Source organism: Vicinamibacterales bacterium (assembly GCA_036496585.1).
Lineage (GTDB): Bacteria > Acidobacteriota > Vicinamibacteria > Vicinamibacterales > 2-12-FULL-66-21 > JAICSD01.
In genome coordinates, this window is the sequence record DASXLB010000066.1 from 102,283 (window position 1) to 121,913 (window position 19,631).

Below are 19,631 nucleotides of genomic sequence, written 5' to 3' on the forward strand. Positions count from 1 at the left end.
CTGATGGACACTGAGCCGGCGAAGGAGTACAAGATCGGCTCATGACGATGACTCGCCGCGACATGATGAAGAATACGGGTCTCGTGGCCGTCGTGTCGGCGACGACGGGCTCGCTCCTGGAGCGGTTGAGTGTATCGGCCGCGGCGCTGCCGCTCAGCGCCATCGCCGGCGTCGATCGCGTCGTCATGGAGGGCGGCAAGACCTATCTCAACGGTTGGGCTGGGTACGGCGAACCGCCGCGCCGCGGGCGAGGGGGCGCGCCGAGGGACGCCGCAGCCGCGGCGCCGGTCGAGAACCCAGGGCCTGCGCCGACGACGACCTGGAGCAAGGTGTCGGGGCCGGGCGACGTGCAGTTCGCGAACGCGAAGGCCGCGATGACGACCGCAACGTTCTCGACGCCAGGCACCTACGTCCTGCAGGTCACGGCCGACACCGGCACGACGACGGCCTCGTCCACGCTCTCCGTCAAAGTCGAGCTGCCGCCGCCGGCGGCGCAGCTGACCCCTATCTGGATCACTCGCTACGCGATCGACAGCCCGCTCTGGGACCACCGGATCAAGTCGCTCATCGTGTCGTGGATCCCGTACTGCATCGATCAGATGAATCGGAGCGATCTGCAGCAGGGGCCCGGCGGCCTCGACAACTTCATCGAAGCGGCGAAAGCGCTGCGCGGCGAGCCGCACGCCGCGCACAAGGGCTACGTCTTCTCGAACGCCTGGGTTCACCAGACGGTCGAAGCGATGAGCCTGGCACTGATGGTCGACGCGAAGGGGGACGCCGAGATCCTTGCCGCGCAGGCGAAGATGCGCGCCACGCTGGCCGATTGGATTCCGACAATTCTCGCGGCGCAGCATCCAAACGGCTACCTGCAGACGGCCTTCACGCTCGCCGACATGGCGCCGAGCCGGCCGCGCCCGGACGGCACGCCTCGGCCGAAGTGGACGCAGCCGTGGTCGCCCGACTTCCGCGGCAACCACGAGGGCTACACCGGCGGTTACTTCATCGAGTCGGCGATCAACCACTATTCGATGACGGAACGAAAAGACGCGCGCCTCTACAATGCGGCGAAGAAGCTCGCCGACTGCTGGGCGGATCACATCGGGCCGCCGCCGAAGCAGGAATGGTTCGACGGCCACCAGGAGATGGAACAGGCGCTCGTCCGGTTCGGCCGTTTCGTCAACGAGGTCGAAGGATACGGACACGGCGACCGCTACATCCATCTCGCGAAGTTCCTGCTCGACTGCCGGAAGGGGGGAACCGAGTACGACCAGAGTCACCTGCCGGTCGTGGAGCAGTACGAGGCGGTCGGCCACGCCGTCCGCGCCGTCTACACCTACTCTGGCATGGCGGACGTCGCGGTCGAGACCCACGACACCGACTATCAGAGCGCGGTGAAATCGCTCTGGGACAACATCGTCCATCGCAAGTACTACGTGACGGGCGGCGTCGGCAGCGGCGAGACGTCCGAGGGCTTTGGCCCGAACTACTCGCTGAGGAACAACGCCTACTGCGAGACTTGCGCGAGCTGCGGCGAGATCTTCTTCCAGTGGAAGATGCATCTGGCCTATCACGACGCGCAGTACGCGGACCTCTACGAGAACACCCTCTTCAACGGCCTGCTGGGTTCGCTCGATCTCGTCGGGAAGACCTATTACTACCCGAATCCGCTGGCCGCCAACGCGCAGCGCACGCCGTGGAACGTCTGTCCGTGCTGCGTCGGCAACATGTCGCGGACGCTATTGATGCTGCCGACGTGGATGTACTCGAAAGGCGTGGACGGCATCTACGTCAACCTGTTCGCCGGGAGTACCGTGCACGTGGCGGACGTCGCGGGCACCGACGTCGAACTGACGCAGAAGACCGACTATCCTTGGAAAGGCACGGTCAGCATCGGCGTCAAGCCGGCGGCGCCGACCCGGTTCGCCATCCGCATCCGCGTGCCCAATCGCGACGTCAGCAGCCTCTACACGTCGACGCCGTCAGCCAACGGCATCCGTTCGCTCGCGGTCAACGGGACGCAGCTGACGCCTGAGATCGCCAACGGCTACGCGACGATCCTTCGGACGTGGAAGACGGGGGACCGGATCGACGTCGAGTTGCCGATGGTCCCGCAGCGCGTCCACGCGAGCGACAAGATCGAGGCGAACACGGGACGCGTCGCGCTGCGCTATGGTCCGCTGCTGTACAACATCGAACATGTCGACCAGGACATCACCGGCGCTCTACCGGCGTCTGCGCCCCTGAAGACCGAATGGCGGCCCGCCCTGCTGAACGGCGTGACTGTCATCACCGCGGCGTTCAGCGATGGCATGCCGCTCACGGCGATTCCGAATTACGCGCGCTACAACCGGAATCCGCCGGCGCCGCCATATGTGCCACCGCCGCCCCAGGTGGCAGGCCAGCCGGCCGCGCCGAGACCGGCGCCGCCACCGTCGGAGTCGATCATCTGGATGAAAGAGGCCTGAGCGGTGCGGAGCTACTTCCGCAGCATGAAGTTAAGAATCGCCGCCATGCCCGCAAGCTGACCGATCCAGAAGAGGAACATCCACTTCATCAGCTCGAAGCGGTCACGAGCGAGTTCGACCCTCAGCTTCGCGCATTCGTCGAGCAGGCGCCGCTCGAAGCGCTCGGTGATGACGGTCAGCACCTGCGTCCACGTCTGTTGCCCGGCGTCGAGCATCTCAGAAAGCTCCCTCGCACCGTCGTGTCCCAGGCGCATCGCCAGGGCCGCCGGTACTCTGCTTGTCACGACTTCCTGCCTTTCTGGCCTCTGCTGACGACGGTCTCATCGTCGTCAGGAGGAAGTCAAGCAGGAAACGTCAATCCGCCTTCTTCACGCGGCCGATCTTCACCAGCACGACGCCGTGCCTCGGCACGGTGGCGGTGAACTGTTTCGCGCCGTCAACGGGGCCGGCCGCATCGGTGTGGGTCCACGGGAAGCGCACCGACGATCCGTCGGCGGCGCCGATGTCGGCGAACTTCACGTTCATCGGCAGGTCGACCGGCGCGCGGTTGAACAGTCCCACGGCGTAGGTGCCATCCGACAGCGGCCGCGCCCAGATCTGCGTCCAGTTGTCGCTCCACACGCGGCCGGCCGCCTTGCCCAGCGGATCCTGGTTGATCGCAAGCACCTCGCGGTTGCCGAGCAGATCGATCGTCCAGTCGTCGAGGTGAGCCATGTCGGCCCCGATGAGCAGCGGCGCCGCCTGCAGCGCCCACAGGGAGATGTGCGTCAACTGCTCGTTCGGCGACAGGTTGGTCGGCCGCGGCGGATCGATGCGTCCCCAGCCGAGACGGCCGACCACGAGCATGTCGGTATCGTTCCAGTGTCCCGGACCGGCGAACTTCTCGTGGCCGGTCTGCTGAAAGCCGATCGCCGACATCGAGATCCACGTATCGGTGATGTCGCCGGTGACCCGCCAGAGATTGCCGCCGACCGCGTCACCCCATTCCCACACTCTGCCCCATCCGTACTGGCAGAGCGAGAACACGATGTCGCGATCGAGCGAATCGAGCACGCCGCGCATCAGCGTGTAGGGCTTCTGGAGCACATCGAGCGGACTGTTCGTATCTGCGCGCACCGGGTACCCGCACCAGTCGTACTTGAGATAGTCGATGCCCCATTTCGCCCAGGTGCGCGCGTCCTGCGCCTCGTGTTCGTAGCTCGCCGCGAGTCCCTGGCACGTCGCGGTGCCGGGGCCGGAATAGATGCCGGCCTTGAGCCCCTTGCCGTGGATGTAGTCCACGAGCGCCTTCATGTCGGGAAACTTCTCGTTGGTCAAAATCTCGCCGTTCGCGTCGCGCCCCGCCTTGGCGTCGTTGCCGCCGTTGGGTCCCTTGTGCCAGCCGGCCTCCCACGCGTCGTCGATGTTGACGTAGGTGAAGCCCTGCGCGGCGAGGCCGCTCGCGACCATTCCGTCAGCGGCGGCGCGCACGTGCTCGGCGGTCACGTTGCCGCCCCACACGTTCCACGAGTTCCAGCCGAGCGGCGGCGTCAGCGCCAGGGGGTCCTTGCCGCCGACGATCGTGATGACGGCGTTCGACGTCCTGCCGTCCTTGCCCTTGACCGAGACCGCGACCTCGGATCGCCCTTCCTTCCGGAGCGAGCCGGTGATGACGCCGCTGGTTGGATCGAGCGTCAGTCCGGAGGGAAGGTTGCTGGCGGTGAAGGTCAGAGGCGCATCCCCGGAGGCAGGCACTCGGAAGAGGAAGGGGCGTCCCGGCGTCGCCCCCGTGATGCGCGGATAGTTGATCATCGGCGCCGAGGTCCGGCTCGGCGCGATCGACGGTGCGGCTTCCGTCGCGGCGGCGGCTACCTGGATGTGCGCCTCCTGTCCGGGCTGCGCGACGATTGCAGCCCCTGCCCACTCCGCCGTGTCACCTGCGGTGCCGTCGTTGGCATCCACGACCGCGAGCACGAGCCGTCGGGCACCGGCGAGATCCAGCGACACGGCCCGGGGCGTGTCGCCGCGATGCATCACGTCCGATTCGAAGACCTTCTTGCCGTCGACCCACGCGCCGAATATCACGCTCCCTGGCGGTGGCGGTGGCGGCGACGCCGCCCCCCCGGGCGCGCCGCCGGCAGCCGGCTGTCCGTCGTCGATGCCGACCATCGCCACGAGCTTCGTCGCGGCGCCGCCGAGATCGATGACGATGTCGCCGTCAGAGAGCAGCGGCAGCGCGTGCGCGTAGGTGATGCCGCCAAGCGTGAAGGTCAGCGGCGGCGCAGTCGTCTGCCCGCGCGGCGGACGTGGACGACGGATCGCCGCAGCCGACAGGTCGAGGGCGTCGATCCACACACCGTTGGCTGGCGGCGTCGGCCCTTGAATCGCCGCGGCGTCCTGACGGAAGCCGACCAGCGGAGTCGACAACGACACGGCAGCCGCCGCGGCCAATGACACGCGAACGAAGGAGTGGGCCATGCGGCGCATTCTACTCCCGCGACACCGAACACGGCACACGCAGCGCGCGCCCGCAATCAGAACGGTCGCGTCCCCAGCACGCCAAATACAAACCAGAGCAGGCCGATGACGATTCGCGGCACCGACGCTACGATCGGGAGAACGGCGACTGTGACGCGGTTTCTTAGCGCGACCCGCCGCGCAACAGATCCAGCGTCGCGGAATAGTCGCGGCCGTTCGCGTCCGATCGACTGCCGATGGCGTGCTCGGCCCAGTCGAGCGGCGTACCCGCGAACTGCGGATCCTTCAGGTCGCGCCGCGCGCCGCGCTGCAGCAGCGCGCTCACGAGCGCGGCGTCGCCGTGCCACGCCGCCCAGTGCAGCGTCGAGACCCCTCGCTCGACGACGTCGCCGGGCCAGCCGACCGCGAGCAACCGGCGCGCGACGTCGCCGCGATCGCGGCTCGCTGCCGCGAAGAGCCACCCGTAGTCCTCGGGGTCGATCGACGCCACACGGCCGCGCAGGTCGGCGATCCGCGCCTCGTCGCCCGCCTGACAGGCGAGCGCGAGGGCCAGCGACGGCGGCGTCCGCGCCATCAGCTCGCGATGCGCGTCGTCGTGCCCGAACTGGCGCGCGATCTCGTGCGCGCCTTTTTCGCCGCCAAGCGTCCAGATGTAGATCGTCCCGCCGGCCCTCGGGTCGCGCATGGGAAACCAGGCGGGCGAGACACGCGTCCGGATCGCCGCCGGATCCCGGTCGAGACGTTCGCGCAGGCGATCGACATCGCCGACCGCTGCCAGCAGCAGCACGTCGGCTCGGGCGCCGCGTCCGACCAGATATCGCGCCACGGCCGGCCGATCGGAGACCATGTACTGGGCCGCCGTCGACTCATGGTCGACGTCACGGGCGTCAGGGTCGGCGCCATGGCCGAGCAGAAACTCGGCCATCTCGACGGTCTGCGCGAAGTGCAGCGGCAATTGTCCGTCGCCGCCGCGCGCGTGTACGAGCGCCGGCTCCGCCGCCAGCATCTGCCGCACTTCCTCCAGGGCGCCGAACTGGACGAGGTGATGAATCTCCGGGACGGCGCCACGGCTGATGAGGAACGCCGGGAGCCACGGCTTGCGCATCGCTCCGTCGAGCACGTGAAACGGCCCCGCCCACCAATGGCTCTTTTGATTGATGCTGGCGCCGGCTCGCAGCAGTACGTCGATCACGTCGGGGTTGGCGCGGGTCGCCGCCGCCATCAGCGCCGTCTGTCCGAAACTGTAGCCGGCCAGCGGCTCGTCGAGCGTCGCGGCGAGCGCCGGATCGGCCTCCAGCACGCGCGCCACGGCCTGTGGATCGTCGCTCCGGATGGCGTCGAGCAGTCCGTCGCTCATCGGCAGCCCGGCATGCGAAAGGCGCCGATTCGGCTCGAGTACGCCGTCGCGTCCTTGGCGAGATAGTCACCGCCATACCACACGGTGCAATCGTCTGACGGGTCGATCGCCGTCGTCGTGTAGTCCTCCCAGCGCAGCGTCGTCGTCTGCGACGCGGCCCCCTCGGCGAGTACGGTCTCCTTCATCGACAGGACGCCGGGGGGATCGCGCTTCTCCCGCCCCGCAAACCGCTGGCCGGCGAAGTGCGGGGTGCCGCCAAACGAGTAGCCGATGCCGATGTTGCCGAAGCGATCGATCGCCGGGCTCGCCATCCAGCGATACAGGCCGCCGGGCGCATAGGTCCCCTGCTGCGCCAGCGACAGCGTTCGCGCCTTGTCGACGAGGAGCTCGTACCAGCGGACGCCGCCGCCGCCGGCTGCGGTGTTGACGGAATGGAGGGCCACGATCGCCTCGCGGTTGCCGATGCGGCGGTAAACCACACGCGACATGATCTTGTCGCCCTGCGCGTCGAGGCCGCGATCGGTGCCGGGCTGCGGCACGCAGTTAGTCAGCTGGCCGCCGCACAGATATTGATAGGGAGCGACGGCGATCTTCACGGGCCCGACGAGCCGCGTGTTCGCCGGGGTGTTCCAGTCGACGTGGAACTGCCAGGTGTCGATGGTATCGGCCTCGAGGATCTTGTCGAGCTGCGTACCGCCGGCGGCGATCATCACGTTGGGCGCGCCCGCCGGCGGCGGCGACGTGCCGTCAATATCGGCATTGTTGAGGAAGTTGACGTTGAGCACCACCTGGCACTGCTCGCTCGCCGGCTCCCCCTTCAGCATCCGCGCGCGGTCGACAACGCAGGCATGCTTCTGCGTGGCGATCGTCTCCGAGATGCGATTGTCGCTGGAGCTGGTCGGCACGTAGTAACCGTCGATCCACACTGCCGGCCGCGGATAGTCGGGAAACAGCGGCCGCTCGAAGGCGTAGCGATAGTAGGGGCCCATCGGATCCGGGCCGGTGCTGATGGCGTAACACATGGCGTACGTACCGGGCGGCGGAGGCGGCGGCGGTGCCCCCTGCGCCCGCTGACCGCGTCCCTGCGCCGGGGCCGGCGGGATCGGCGGATTCGCCGGCAGCGCAGCCGCAGCGCCGGGCGAGGACGCCTGTCCGGGCGCCGCGAGTTGTCCCGGCGGCGCGGGCGTGCCGATCGGCGGCCGTTCGCCGACATCGGTCAACGGGATCCGCGAGAAGATCGGCATCGTCACCAGCCAGCGGTTCGCGAGTTGGTCGTAGCGAACGACGGCGTCGCCGTTGTTGCGTGACGCGCACGGACCGCCGAGACCCGCGAACACGACGTTGGTCTCGACCGGACCGTAGAGCGCTCGGCCCGTGTCGGCGAAACGCCTGCCCTTCTTGGTGAAGATCGCGAGGCGCGTGTTGACCGTCTGGACGATGTGATCGGGGCCGACGGCGAGACTGTTGTCGGACGGGTTGCGCCCTTCGTACTTGCCTTGCGGCCCCTCGAAGCCGACGCCCAGGCCGTCGAACTGCGCGACGAGGCGCGCCGCGGGCCTGGTCCCTTCAGTCGTCTGCTCGATGGTCGTGCCGGCGGGCGGCACCACGGCGAGCAGGGCGGCGATCGTGGCCAGTCGAATTCTCATTTGTGGTGTCGTGTATACCAGAAGTCGAGCCCCTCGCGGCTGCGCAGCGAGCCCGGCCGCGCCAAGCGGACGATGAGCCACAGGCTGTGTCCAAGCGAATAGTGATCCGCCTTGCGGGCCGAGGTCAGCACGTCGCCCGGAAGAATGACGAATCGCCCGAGCCGCTTCATCGCGCGGCTCAGATGGATCTCTTCGCTGGCGAAATAGCGCTCGTCGAAGCCTCCTGCCCGCTCGAACGCGGCGCGGTCGGCGAAGAGAAAGCAGCCGGCGGCCCACCGCGCCTTCCGCAGGACCCACGTGGCGAAGGCGATGCTGCGGTGCGCCCAGCGCGGCGCGTCCGGCTCGAACACCGCACCGGCACCGCCGCCGACCGCTCCCTCCCGCCACGCCGCGACCGCGTCGTGCAGCACGGCTGCCGGCACGCTCGTGTCGGCGTCGACGAACACCAGCAGCTGTCCGCGCGCCACGCGTGCGCCGGCGTTGCGCGCCGCCGCGATCTGCCGCATCTGCACCTCGACGACGCCGGCGCCGCGGGCACGCGCGATCGCCGCCGTGCGGTCGGTCGACCCGTCGTCGACGACGATGATCTCCGCGTCGAGGCCGCGCGCCGCCACGCCCAGCGCGTCGAGCGTCGCGCCCAGCAGGGCCTCTTCGTTGTGCGCGGGGACGATCAGGGAGACGATCGGCGAATCGGACATCAGGCTGGCCTGGCACGGCCGAGCACGTCGGCCAGGACGTCGGTCAAGAACGCTCCGTCCGCTTCGGTGAACGGCATCGGCGGACGGATCTTGATCACGTTGTGAAACGGTCCGTCGGTGCCGAGGAGGATGCCGCGCTCGCGCATCAAGTTGACGACGTCGGACGCCGCGGCCGCCGCCGGCTCCTGCGTCGCGTGATCGTTCACCAGCTCGACACCGAGGAAGAGCCCGCTGCCGCGGATGTCGCCGACGAGCGGGTGATCGCCGATCGCCGCCCGCAGGCGGCACAGCAACGACGCCCCCACGGCACGCGCGTGCTCCTGCAGCCGCTCCTCCTGCACCACGTCGAGCACCGCGAGGCCGACCGCGCACGCCACGGTGCTGCCGCCGAACGTGCTGAAAAACTCCATCCCGTTGTCGAACGACGCCGCGATCTCCGGCCTCGTCACCACCACGCCAAGCGGATAGCCGTTGCCGATCGGCTTGCCGAGTACGACAATGTCGGGAACGACGCCGTGCGCTTCAAACGCATAGAAATGCGTGCCCATCCGCCCGTAGGCCGTCTGGACCTCGTCGGCGATGCAGACGCCGCCGGCGCCGCGGACGATGGCGTAGACCGACGCGAGGTAGCTGTCCGGAAGCAGAATCTGGCCGCCAACGCTCGGCGCGCTCTCGGCGATGAAGGCGCCGGGATTGGGGGCGTAGCGCGCGAACTCGGCGTACTTCTCCCCTGCGCGCGGGTCGTCGCGGCGGTACTTGCCGCGGTAGGTGTCGGGCAGCGGCAGCACGTGCACCCACGGCGGCGCCCCTTCCCCGCCGGGGCCGTTGAACTTGTAGGGACTGATGTCGACGAGCGTCGAGGTATGACCGTGATACGCCGCGTCGAGCACGAGCACGTTGCGGCGGCGCGTGTGCGCACGCGCCAGGCGCAGCGCCAGCTCGTTGGCTTCGCTGCCGGAGTTGACGAAATAGCAGATCGCGAGCGGCGGCGGCAGCGTCGCGACGAGGCGCTCGGCGAACGAGGCCAGCTTGTCGTGCAGGTAGCGCGTGTTGGTGTTGAGCACGAGCATCTGCTCGGTCGCGGCGCCGACGACGCGCGGGTGGCTGTGACCGACGTGCGGAACGTTGTTGTAGGCGTCGAGATAGCGGCGGCCGGCGTGGTCGTAGAGATGCTGCATCCAGCCGCGCACCACCTTCACGGGCCGGCGGTAGGCGACCGAGACGTTGGCGCCGATGACCCGCCGGCGGGCCGCAAGGGTTTCCTCCGCCGTCCGTCCGCGCGCCTGCCGGATGACTTCCTCCGCCTCGTCGAAGGCGATCGCCGCGAGCTGCGGCAGCGTCCGCGCGATTGGCGCCTGGCTGATCGCCAGGTAGGGATCGCCGGGCCGCTCGCGCTGCTGCCGCGCCGCAATGCAGACACTCGCGCACAGCCGCAGCAGCACGAGCCCGAACAGCGCCGCGATCTCCTCGTCGTCGACCGCGCGCCAGCGCGCGTAGCCGCGGAACACCGAGACGACGGCGTCGAGCGGATCGGATCGGTCGAGCACCGCATAGGCGATCGCGATGGCGAGATCGGCGACGGCGTAGGAGTAGACGATGTCGCCGAAATCGAGGAAGCCGCTGACCGTCCTGGCTGGCGGCGCCTCCACCAGTACGTTGTAATCGTTCGGATCGTTGTGGACGACGGCACGGCGCAGACGCGCGTGGCGTTCGCCGTCGCGGGCCTGGATGCGGGCGGCGAGATCGCCGACGAGCGCGCGAAGTGTGTCATCGCCGACGAGCGGCAGCCCCTGGTCGATCACCGCGCCTGCCTGGGCCAGATCCCAGTAGAAGTCGCGATGCACGGCCGGGTCGTCGAAGCCGTCCAGAGCGGCGTCGAGCTCGGCGAGACGCGCCCCGAGATCCTCGAGGGCGTCGAGCGGGAGGGGCGCCGCCTCGGCCAGCGGCACACCAGGCAGCCAAGTCAACAGGCGTACGAGGTGCGTCGCCTCCCCGGCGACCTCCGCCAGGAAACGTCCGTCGAGCGCCGGCACGACTGACGGAACGAGCGTCGTTCGCCGCGCCACGTGCGCCAGCGCAGCATTCTGCGCCTCGAGCAGAGCGCGGTCGTCGGCGGCGTTGGCGATCTTGAGGACGAACAGGTCGCCGGCGGCGGTCTGCAGCCGAAAGTTCTGATCGCGCTCGCTCGGCAGCGGCGCGGCCTCGGCGTCGAGGCCATAGAGGCGCCGCGCCAGCGCCGCCGCGTCGGCGGCACTGAACGAGGGAGCGGTGCGCAGGATGTCGCGCGCGGGTGTCGTCACTGCACGTCTCGGTGTCGCGACAGCAAGACTAACAGGCCCGGCGCGCGACGGCCAGCGCCGCTGATAGCGGAAACTGACGGTAATCTGCGCGAGGACGCTCACGCGGCGCGGAGGGTTACGAGGAAATGGATGTTCGAAACCGACGCGTTGGTTCGTCGGGAATGAGCCGGCCCACGCGATCGACAGATCTTGGATCGACGACCGGCCCGTGCAGGTTCAGGGTTCGCGGCGGCGATCGCCTAGCGGCCGCCTCCCGACGCCGTCGTCGTGCGGACCGCCGGCGTGGAGGCGCCGGCAAGGTCGTTCCAGTTCAGCAGGGCGTTGAACACCATGTTGAATTCCGCCTGGTTCTGCCAGCGATAGATCGGGTTGTTCGAGAACAGCACGACGCGCCCCTTGCCGGTGTAGCCGCCGGGCACGTCGACCGCGAACGGCCGGTTGGTGATCTCGTCGGCGCCACGCATCAGGCCGCTCAGCACGTTGGACTCGCCGCCCGCGTAGCGCGCCAGCACCGCGTTCTGATCCGGCTGGCCGACCGACATCAGCGGGCCGCCGAGATACTTGATGGGGATGACCTTCTCTGTGTAGCCGTAGAAGACCGGGTGCTCGGGCCTGACGATCTCGGCGTTGACGAGCGGACGCGGCGCGTAGAAGTTCGCAGACGTCTGACCCGAGGCGTCGACGGTACGGGCGAAGCCGAGCTCGGTCGGGAACTGGACCGCCTGGCTGGTGCAGATCAGCGTGCCGCCGCCGTCGAGAAACCTGGCGAAGGCGTCGACCCCTTCGCCGCCCATGCCGCCGGTGATGTCGGACGACTCGCCGTACATCCCGAGGAACTTGTACTTGTCGGTCTTCATGTACGGCACGGGACGCGCGGCCGGCGGCGCGAAGACCGCGGCGCGATTCGCCTGCTGCGCCGGCATCACGATCACGTCGTAGTCGGCTCGCAGGTTGCCTTTCTTGACGCGCTCCTTGAAGATCAGGTCGTAGGGCACGCCGAAACGATCGAAGGTCAGCCGGTACCAGCCGATCTCCTGTGTGTTGTTCCACGACGAGTAGATCGCCACGCGCGGCAGGTCGGCGTCGTGCGTCGCGACCGACGGCGCCTGCGACAGCGCGGCGGCCGTCAGGCCGAACTGCTCGACCGCCGCCTTCACAGCGGCCACGTCTGCACCGGGCCCAATCACGAACGACCCGGCCGGGAACTCGACGCCATCGGCCGTAAAGGTCTTCTCGGCGATCTTCATCGGCACGCTCTTCAGCTTGTAGCGGAAGGCGATCATGTTGTTGGAGCCGTAGTGCGCGACCGCGATGCCGGCGGTGCCGCTGCCGGCAGTCCTGCCTTTCACGGCCGCTTCCTTCACTGGCGTCACCGCCACGTCGAGAATTGCTTTCTCCTTGATTTCCTTCACCTCGACGCCCATCGCCAGCCCCATCGTCCAGCCGCTGTCGTCGTAGGTCGTGAGGTTCGGATCGGGATAGCTCTGGCGCTCGAGAAGGTTCTTCGCCAGGCGGCCGTACGGCTGGTCGCGCTTGATCACGTAGGAGCCGGCCGGATACGTGGCGTCGCCGATCTTGATCTCCGCCTTGGCCTCCCCGACTTCAATCGCCTGCGCGCGCAACACGTTGACCAGCGCCACGGCGCGCGTCATGTCCTTCGTCCCCGCCGGGATGACGTACCCGTACGGCGCGTTGGTCTTGCCGTCGTCGATGGAGTGCTGCGTCTTCCGGTAGAAGTTCTCGATGACGATGTTGGGGATCATCGAGGTGAGCTGGAGGCCGGACAGGACGCCGGTTTCCATGTAGTTGGTGTTGTCACGGCGCGAGAAGTTGGTCAGCGCTTCCGGCGGAATCGGGAGTCCGCGGTACCACTCACGCGGCTGTCCGCCGCCGCGCCCGGTCGGCGCTGCGCCGGCACGTCCACCGTTGAACACCTGGCCGGGAATCTCGGCGGCCCGTCCCGCCGGCGCGTTCTCGCCAGCAGCCGCCGCGCCGCGTCCCCCGCCTCCCCGTCCGCCACGGCCCTGGCCGCGTCCACCGCCAGCGTCGGCCGCCGCTGGAGCGGTAGCACCTGCAGCACCCGCACCCGCTGCACCCGCGCCTGCAGCACCCGCGCCTGCAGCACCACCGGCACCCGCAGCACCAGCACCCGCGGCACGTCCAGCGCCCGCAGCACCAGCACCCCCGGCGCCCGCGGCGCGTCCAGCACCCGCAGCACCCGCTCCGGGCGCGGCTTCGCGGCCCGACTGCGTCTCGTACATGCGCATCATGCCGTTGTGGTTGTAGGCGACCGAGCCGAGGTAACCCGGCGACCAGCCGTCCATGAAGGCATGCGTATAGACGCCCGGGATGCCGTACTTCGTCATCTGCTCCAGCTCGAAGTTGGAGAAGAACGGCAGCTCGGTGAAGAGAATCGGATCGAGATTCGGATTCTGAGGCGGCCCTCCGCTGTAGGTGTACATCAGCGGCTGCGCTTCGTGGAGGTCGTGCATGATCGGCGGATGCGCCGTGTAGTACCAGTCGACGAGCGCGCGCATCGACACGTTAGAGAGGTTGATGTCGCGGTTATTGTCGTGGAAGACGTACTTGCCCCAGTAGGGTAACTGCGCGCCGCCGCGTCCCCCGCCGGCGGCCGGTGCAGGTGCACCCGCGGCACCAGCAGCACCAGCACCTTGGGCACCACCGGCACCCTGCGCACCTTCAGCGCCTCGCGCGAGAGGCGTGTCCTGCTCCTCGAGCCCTTTGTAATACCAGTCGACGTTGCGATCGCGGCCGTCGGGATCGGCGACTGGGGTGATCGACACGATGACGTTGTTCCGGATTTGCGAGATGAGCGGTGACGTCTCCGTGACGAGCCGGTAGGCCAGCTCCATCAGCATCTCGGACGGCCCGGTCTCGCCGCTGTGCAGGCCGCCCATGAAGTGATAGTGCGGCTTGGTCGTGGCGATGAGCTGCCTGACCTGATCGGGCGTCAGGCCGCGCGGATCGGCGATCTTCGCCAGATTGTCGCGGTTCTTCTGCAGGTTCCGGATGTTGTCGTCGGCGCTGACCCAGACGACGACGAGCTCGCGGCCTTCGTCCGACCGGCCGATCGTTTCAACCCTGACCCGCGGCGATGCTTTCTCGAGCGCGCGGTAATACTTCAGGATGTCGGCGTAGTAGGTGAGCTTGTAGGGCGCCCCGATGTAGTAGCCGAGAACGTCCTTCGGCGTCGGGATCCCCTTGACGAGCGGCAGGTGGTCGACGAGCGGGCTGCCGCCGTACCATTTGCCCGTCCACTCCTTGACCGACTTCTCGAATTCCGCGTCCTGCTGCTGCGCGGGATCGCGGGTCTCGGTCACCATCTGCTGCGCCGGCAGCGCCACGGCCGCGACGAGCAGGCCTGCGCCGACCAGGAACTTCCTCATGCCGGGTGATCTCCTTGAGTGGCCGGATGATATCAGGCTTCAGCGGACGACAAGGTCGCGCGTCTGCACGTCGGCACCGGTCACGCCCGCCCGCTTCGCACCCCTAGCACCAGCACCCTTAGCACCCCTGGCACCCTCAGCACCAGCACCCTTAGCACCCCTGGCACCCTCAGCACCTTTAGCACCTTCACTTGACCCGCCCGCTCGTCGAAAATCTCCGGTAATCGCTGTACTCCGCGCGCCCGCTCACACGATCGAAAATCGGCCCGGTCGTCACGTCGAACCGCTCCTCCATCGACGCCGGCAGCCACATGTCGAGTTCGTCCACGTGACGATAGACGACGTCGATCGCACCCTGGCCGCGCCGCGCGCGCTGGCCGCGTCCGTCGAGCGTCTCGATCTGCAGGCGCGTGCGGACGACCGTACCGGTTCCGGACTCGACCCAGATCGTGCCGGACGTGGGGACGGGATTGCCGTCCGGCGTCGCGATCAACGTCGGCCGGTCGGTCTCCTTGAACGCAATCTCCCAGATGCCGTCGGGGCCTGCGGCGCGGGCGGCGAACTTGAAACGGCCGTGATTCTCGGGCGTGAAGAAAAAGAGCGCGGCGGTCGGGACGTTGAAGTTCCGCTGGATCGCGCCGAGATTGTAGCGGGCGCTTTCGTCGGAGACGCGGCGCGCCTCGTCGAAGCGTCCTTCCGCTCCCATCAGCACCCGCGCCAGGCGGTCCTCGCGGTCGGAAACGCGGTGGCCGTCCACCTCGAGCACGTCGCGGAAGCCGAGCCAACCGCGGATCGCATCCGCGTAGACCAGCGCGAAGTCGGAGACCAGCCGGCGTCTGCCGCCGAGGCTCGATCCCGATCCCTCCGCTTGCTGATCGTAGTGCTCGGTGCAGACGACGATCGAGGCCTTCTCGCCATACCCGGCGACGTAGGCCTCGACCCGCTTCATCACGTCCTTGAGCGACAGCGACGTCCGAGGTGCGCCCGGACGTACCGCCAGCATGGTCAACGCGAGCAGGGTAACGATTCGAGCCACGGTCTTCTGCCTTCTTAGAGCGCCCCCTCCATCAGCGGCTCCATCGGCAGCAGCTCTGGCCCGTGCTCGGTGCACACGGCGTACTGCACGTCGTCGCCGCCATAGAAGGTCACGCCCGCGTAGTCCCCCGTCGCGCTCAGCACGTAGAAGTTCACGTTGAAGTTCGGCTGGCCGTTGTCCTTCAGGAGCCGCGTCTCCACCGTGTTCGCCTTGATCCGCCTCAGCGCCTCCATGCCGGCGTCCTTCGGATGCATGCCGCGGCGCAGCAGTTCGACCGTCAGGAAGGACGACAGGTTATAGAGATTCGCCTCGCCACGGCCGGTCGAGCCGGCGGCGCCGGCGGCGTTGTCGACCCACAGCCCGGCGCCGAGGATCGGCGAGTCGCCGACGCGGCCGGGGATCTTCCAGGCCAGGCCACTCGTCGTGGTGACGCCGCAGACGTCGCCGCGGGTGTTGACGCCGTTGCAGTTGATCGTGCCGTAAACGTGGTTGCGGCCGATGTAGCCCTCAGCGATCATCTCCGTGGTGACGCGCTGCAGCTGCACGTCGCGGGCGGCGGGATCGAGCGCCTGCAGCGACGCCGTGCGCCGCGTCCATTCCTGCCACGCCCGGCGCGAGGCGTCGGTGTTCAGATCGGGCAGGATCTCGAACCCCATCGCTCTGGCAAAGTCCTGCGCCCCCTGGCCGGCGAGCAGATGATGATCGGTCGCCTGCATGACCGTGCGGGCCACCTGCGATGGCGTCTTGACACCCTCGAGCGCGGCGACGCCGCCGGCGCGTCTCGTCGGCCCGTGCATGCAGCACGCGTCGAGCTGCACGACGCCGTCGGCGTTGGGCAGCCCGCCGTAGCCGACGCTGGTGTCGAGCGGATCCAGTTCGACGATGGTGACGCCGGCGACGAGCGCGTCGAGCACGTCGGCACCGTCGGTGATCATCGAGAACGCCTGCTCGACACAGGTCGCGATCCCCCCATTTCTGTACTGGTGCCCATTCGCGGAGGAGATGACGACCGGTCGGCTGCGGGTACGCGTGATCATGGCGAGGCCACCGGCCGCCGCCAGACGGGTGCCGAGGACGCGCTCTCGCAGGGAGATCGTCGTACGTCCTCGGTTTCGGCTTTGCGGCGGACCTGCGGGATTGTAGAGTACTCCTTTCATGCCGCGGGCAATTTCGATCGACACCATTCGGGATGCCGCCAGGCACGTGTATGAGGCGGCCGTGCGCACGCCGCTCGTACCGCTCGGCGCGCTGACCCCGGGCGGTCCCGCAATCTTCCTCAAGCTCGAAACGCTTCAGCCGATCGGCTCCTTCAAGATCCGCGGCGCCTACAACGCGGTGCGGAAGCTCGCGCCGGCGGCGCTGGCGCAGGGCGTCTGGACGGTCAGCGCCGGCAACGCCGCGCAGGGCGTGGCGCTGGCCGCGCGCAAGGCCGGCGTGGCCTGCAGCGTCATGGTGATGGACACCGCTCCGCAGGCGAAGCTGCGCAACATCGAGCGGCTCGGCGCGACGATCGTCACCGCCACCTACGACGAGTGCTGGCGGACGGTCGAAACGCATCGATCCGACCGCATGACCGGACACTTCGTGCATCCGTTCGACGACGACGACTTCATCAGCGGCAACGGCACGGCGGGTCTCGAAATCGTCGAGGACCTGCCGGAGGTCGACGCGGTGGTGGCGGCAGTCGGCGGCGGCGGCCTGCTGGCGGGGATCGGCGTGGCAGTGCGGGCGCTGAAGCCCGACGCGCGCATCTACGCGGCGGAGCCGGCAACCGCGGCGCCGCTGCAGCGATCGTTCGAACGGGGGCGCGCCAGCCGGTTCGACGAATGGCAGTCGTCGTTCGTGGACGGCGCCGGCGGCAAGTCGGTGCTCGACACGATGTGGCCGCTCCTGCGCGACTACGTCACCGAATCGATCGTCGTGTCGCTCGCCGAGGTGTCGGCGGCGATGCGGCTCACAGCGGAGCGCAGCCGGGTGATCGCTGAAGGCGCGGGCGCGTGCGCGGTGGCGGCGGCGATTTCTCCACGGCTGGCGGCGCGCGGACACCGGAACATCGTCGCGGTCGTCTCGGGCGGCAATATCGATCTCTCGAAATTCGCTCAACTGGTGGACGCAGATACTTTATGAACACTCCGGAACGGCTGCGCCGGCTCCCCGAGCTGGCCATGGATCTCTGGTGGACGTGGAACCCGCAGGCGCGCGAGGTCTTCCGGCGCCTTGACTACACGCTGTGGCGGCAGACTGCCCACAATCCGGTGCTGATGCTGCGCAACCTGTCGGCCGAGGTGCTGCCGCTCGCGGCGCAGGACGATCGCTTCCTGGCCCTGTACGACCGCGCCGTCGAGGCGCTCGACAGCGCGCGGGCCGCGCACGAAACCTGGTGGCAGCAGCATTTTCGCGACGCCAACGGTCCGATTGCCTACTTCTCGGCGGAGTTCGCGCTGCACCAGTCGTTGCCCATTTATGCGGGCGGCCTCGGCGTGCTCGCCGGCGACGTCTGCAAGGAATCGAGCGACCTCGGCGTCCCGCTGATCGGCGTCGGCTTCATGTATCCACAGGGCTACTTTCACCAGAGCGTCTCGCCCGAGGGCTGGCAGCAGGAGTCCTACGAGCGGTTGAACTGGGAGACCGCGCCGATCGAGCCCGCCATCACACCCGACGGCAGCCCATGCATCGTCCCGGTGCCGCTCGGCAACCGGAGCGTGCTGGTGCGGGTGTGGCGAGTCCGGCTGGGACGCGTCAAGCTGTATCTGCTCGACACGGATCTCGAGGAGAACGCGCCGTGGGATCGCGAGCTGTCGGCGCGGCTCTATGGCGGCGACCGGGAAATCCGCGTCCAGCAGGAGATCATCCTCGGTGTCGGCGGCGTCCGCGCGCTGAAGGCGCTCGGCTCCGAACCGGCAGTCTGGCACCTCAACGAGGGGCACGCCGCCTTCGTGGTGCTGCAGCGCATCCGCGATCTGCTCGAGCAGGGCACGTCCTTCGACGGCGCGCTCGAGGAGGTGCAGCGCAGCACCGTGTTCACGACCCACACGCCGGTGCCGGCCGGCCACGACGCGTTCCCGTTCAACCAGGTCGAGACGCATCTGGCCAGCTGCTGGGGCTCGCTCGGGGAGTACCGCGATCGATTCATGGCGCTCGGGGCCTACGACAACGGCAACGGCGTGCAGTTCAACATGACGGCGCTGGCGCTGCGGACGTCGGGAGCGGTCAACGCAGTCAGCCAGATGCACGGCGTGGTGACGCGTGAGATGTGGGGACCGATCTGGCCGTCGACGCCGGAGGCCCAGCGGCCGGTACGCGCGATCACCAACGGCGTGCACATGCCGACCTGGCTCTCGCACGAGATGGCGACCCTCTTCGACGAATACCTGCCGGGCGACTGGCGCGAGCGCCACGACGATCCCGAGCTGTGGCGGGGTGTCGCCGAGATCCCCGACGCCGCACTGTGGGCGGCGCGCTCGGCGCTGCGCAACTATCTCTTCGCCTTCGTCCGCGAGCGGGCGCGCATGCGCTGGCGCGACGAGCAGGTCAGCGTCGCGCGGGTGGTGGCTGCCGGGACGCTGCTCGATCCCAACGCGCTGACGATCGGCTTCGCCCGCCGCTTCACCGGCTACAAGCGCGCCGAGCTCATCTTCCACGACCCCGAACGGCTCCAGGCCATCCTCAACGCGCCGCGCCGCCCGGTGCAGATCGTGTTCGCCGGCAAGGCGCATCCAGCCGACGACACCGGCAAGCACCTGCTGCAGCAGATCTACCGTAAGGCGATCGACCCGGTCTACGGCGGCCGCATCGCCTTCATCGACGACTACGACCTGCACGTCGCGCACTTCCTGGTGCAGGGCTGCGACGTGTGGATGAACAACCCGCGCAAGCCGCTCGAGGCGAGCGGCACCAGCGGCATGAAGGCGTCGCTCAACGGCGCGCCGCATTTCTCGATCGGCGACGGCTGGTGGGCGGAGGGCTACACGGCCGACAACGGCTGGCTGATCGACGCCGCCGACGCCGGCAGCAACGACGCGCAGGACGCGGCCGACGCCGCCCGCATGTACGAGATCCTCGAGCGCGACATCGTGCCGACGTTCTACGATCGCGACAACGGCATCCCGACGCGGTGGCTGCAGTTCGTGCGGAACGCGATCGCCTCGGTCGCCCCGCGCTTCTCGGCGCGCCGCATGGTGAAGCAATACGTGGACACGATGTACGCGCCAGCCCTGCAGCAGCGCGTCGGGCGGTGAGAGCGCCCGACTTGATACAATTCACCC

12 protein-coding genes are annotated in these 19,631 nt (G+C 68.5%); 3 read left to right on the plus strand and 9 right to left on the minus strand.

All coding sequences use genetic code 11. The annotated features are described in order from the left end of the window. Window positions 1-41 precede the first annotated feature (41 nt). Window positions 42-2,465: a beta-L-arabinofuranosidase domain-containing protein gene (locus VGI12_19210; protein ID HEY2434810.1), complete on the plus strand. Its 2,424-nt coding sequence runs from the start codon at window positions 42-44 to the stop codon at window positions 2,463-2,465. A gap of 11 nt (window positions 2,466-2,476) precedes the next feature. On the opposite strand, the gene VGI12_19215 is transcribed toward VGI12_19210, so the two are convergent. From VGI12_19215 to VGI12_19255, 9 genes are all read right to left on the minus strand, one after another. Then, window positions 2,477-2,749 carry a hypothetical protein gene (locus VGI12_19215; protein ID HEY2434811.1) on the minus strand — a complete coding sequence of 91 codons (273 nt, stop codon included), beginning with the start codon at window positions 2,747-2,749 and terminating at the stop codon, window positions 2,477-2,479. A gap of 70 nt (window positions 2,750-2,819) precedes the next feature. After that, a complete protein-coding gene (locus VGI12_19220) occupies window positions 2,820-4,922 on the minus strand; it encodes an NPCBM/NEW2 domain-containing protein (GenBank protein HEY2434812.1) in 2,103 nt (700 codons plus the stop codon). Between the two features lie 163 nt (window positions 4,923-5,085). Beyond that, the gene (locus tag VGI12_19225) at window positions 5,086-6,279 is read right to left on the minus strand and encodes a hypothetical protein (GenBank protein ID HEY2434813.1); all 1,194 of its coding nucleotides are present in this window, start codon (window positions 6,277-6,279) and stop codon (window positions 5,086-5,088) included. Then, complete coding sequence (locus VGI12_19230; protein HEY2434814.1) at window positions 6,276-7,925, minus strand: hypothetical protein; 1,650 nt, start codon at window positions 7,923-7,925, stop codon at window positions 6,276-6,278. The genes VGI12_19225 and VGI12_19230 overlap by 4 nt, the downstream gene beginning before the upstream one ends. After that, on the minus strand, window positions 7,922-8,623 hold the full coding sequence (locus VGI12_19235; GenBank protein HEY2434815.1) for a glycosyltransferase: 702 nt from the start codon (window positions 8,621-8,623) through the stop codon (window positions 7,922-7,924). Before VGI12_19235 ends, VGI12_19230 begins: the two co-directional genes overlap by 4 nt. Further along, on the minus strand, window positions 8,623-10,923 hold the full coding sequence (locus VGI12_19240; GenBank protein ID HEY2434816.1) for an aminotransferase class III-fold pyridoxal phosphate-dependent enzyme: 2,301 nt from the start codon (window positions 10,921-10,923) through the stop codon (window positions 8,623-8,625). Before VGI12_19240 ends, VGI12_19235 begins: the two co-directional genes overlap by 1 nt. Window positions 10,924-11,162: 239 nt before the next feature. Continuing rightward, window positions 11,163-14,330, minus strand: a complete 3,168-nt coding sequence (locus VGI12_19245) for a M14 family zinc carboxypeptidase (GenBank protein HEY2434817.1) — start codon at window positions 14,328-14,330, stop codon at window positions 11,163-11,165. A gap of 187 nt (window positions 14,331-14,517) precedes the next feature. Next, window positions 14,518-15,366 carry a hypothetical protein gene (locus VGI12_19250; protein HEY2434818.1) on the minus strand — a complete coding sequence of 283 codons (849 nt, stop codon included), beginning with the start codon at window positions 15,364-15,366 and terminating at the stop codon, window positions 14,518-14,520. A gap of 14 nt (window positions 15,367-15,380) precedes the next feature. After that, complete coding sequence (locus VGI12_19255; GenBank protein ID HEY2434819.1) at window positions 15,381-16,403, minus strand: N(4)-(beta-N-acetylglucosaminyl)-L-asparaginase; 1,023 nt, start codon at window positions 16,401-16,403, stop codon at window positions 15,381-15,383. A 118-nt stretch (window positions 16,404-16,521) separates the two neighbouring features. Here VGI12_19255 and VGI12_19260 point away from each other — a divergent pair, with 118 nt between their 5' ends. Beyond that, a complete protein-coding gene (locus tag VGI12_19260; GenBank protein HEY2434820.1) occupies window positions 16,522-17,493 on the plus strand; it encodes a pyridoxal-phosphate dependent enzyme in 972 nt (323 codons plus the stop codon). Beyond that, complete coding sequence (gene glgP / locus VGI12_19265) at window positions 17,490-19,604, plus strand: alpha-glucan family phosphorylase (protein HEY2434821.1); 2,115 nt, start codon at window positions 17,490-17,492, stop codon at window positions 19,602-19,604. Before VGI12_19260 ends, glgP begins: the two co-directional genes overlap by 4 nt. The last annotated feature ends 27 nt before the right edge of the window (window positions 19,605-19,631 follow it).

Excerpts from the sequence above, each read along its gene's own strand:
- VGI12_19210 (HEY2434810.1), top strand. The coding sequence starts at position 42 with ATGACGATGACTCGCCGCGACATGATGAAGAATACGGGTCTCGTGGCC.
- VGI12_19220 (HEY2434812.1), bottom strand. The coding sequence starts at position 4,922 with ATGGCCCACTCCTTCGTTCGCGTGTCATTGGCCGCGGCGGCTGCCGTG.
- VGI12_19225 (HEY2434813.1), bottom strand. The coding sequence starts at position 6,279 with ATGAGCGACGGACTGCTCGACGCCATCCGGAGCGACGATCCACAGGCC.
- VGI12_19230 (HEY2434814.1), bottom strand. The coding sequence starts at position 7,925 with ATGAGAATTCGACTGGCCACGATCGCCGCCCTGCTCGCCGTGGTGCCG.
- VGI12_19235 (HEY2434815.1), bottom strand. The coding sequence starts at position 8,623 with ATGTCCGATTCGCCGATCGTCTCCCTGATCGTCCCCGCGCACAACGAA.
- VGI12_19245 (HEY2434817.1), bottom strand. The coding sequence starts at position 14,330 with ATGAGGAAGTTCCTGGTCGGCGCAGGCCTGCTCGTCGCGGCCGTGGCG.
- VGI12_19255 (HEY2434819.1), bottom strand. The coding sequence starts at position 16,403 with ATGATCACGCGTACCCGCAGCCGACCGGTCGTCATCTCCTCCGCGAAT.
- VGI12_19260 (HEY2434820.1), top strand. The coding sequence starts at position 16,522 with ATGCCGCGGGCAATTTCGATCGACACCATTCGGGATGCCGCCAGGCAC.
- glgP (HEY2434821.1), top strand. The coding sequence starts at position 17,490 with ATGAACACTCCGGAACGGCTGCGCCGGCTCCCCGAGCTGGCCATGGAT.